The sequence below is a fragment of the Psychrobacter sp. AOP3-A1-26 genome (assembly GCF_052378235.1).
GTDB lineage: Bacteria > Pseudomonadota > Gammaproteobacteria > Pseudomonadales > Moraxellaceae > Psychrobacter.
Map to the genome: position 1 here is coordinate 1 of NZ_JBQSXN010000202.1, position 774 is coordinate 774.

Below are 774 nucleotides of genomic sequence, written 5' to 3' on the forward strand. Positions count from 1 at the left end.
ATTTTCTATTTTCGGGTTTTTCTCCGCGCTTATAATATATATTTAATTCTTCTGCGACTTCCCATACATAAGTTTTACCATCTTTAAAACCCAAATATTTCTTTTTGTCATTTATTATCTTAAATCTATCTTTTTCTCCGTTTTCTTTAAAGAAAGAAGGATTGCTTATATATGCCGGTTGAGTATAATCATATAAAATATCATGTGGTCCTGTCTTTTTTTGGATTAAGTTGGTTGGATAGTTAATGCATAGATACATATGAACAAGGTTTTTGATTAATTCATGTCTATTACGGAGTTTGAAGTATTTTTTTACCCAATCAAGTTGTTCAATGGCAGACATAGCCCTTATTTTATCAGTTGTTGTATTTAGGTCTTTACAAGCTAGAGTGCCAAATTGTATCAAGCCATAATACCCAGAACCATTTCCTTTTGAGGGGTCGAAGGTCGTAGCAGTTTCAAAATACATACATGCCATTAGATTATTGGCCATTGCTAGATAGTCATTCGGCCACATATCTTGACAGATCTTTATCACTTTTTTCCTAAACTCACAACTAACTTTTGGATGATCGCTCCAAATCAAATCATTCGCTTTACAAATACAAGAACCATTGGTCGTTGCGATTTCTTTAGGTGTACCGTCATTATTATTGCTAGGTTTTGTTGTCACGTTTACAGGTTTATTTGGCTGACTTGATTGAGAAGAATAGTTTGTAGATGAATTAGTAGCGCCATCTTTAGGAATCTTTAGCTTATCATCTGGATGGATAG

At 33.5% G+C, this 774-nt stretch carries 1 pseudogene; it reads right to left on the minus strand.

What is annotated here, in order from left to right:
* Positions 1-774: pseudogene (locus ACT3TU_RS14305) on the minus strand (peptidoglycan-binding protein); the annotation flags it as partial.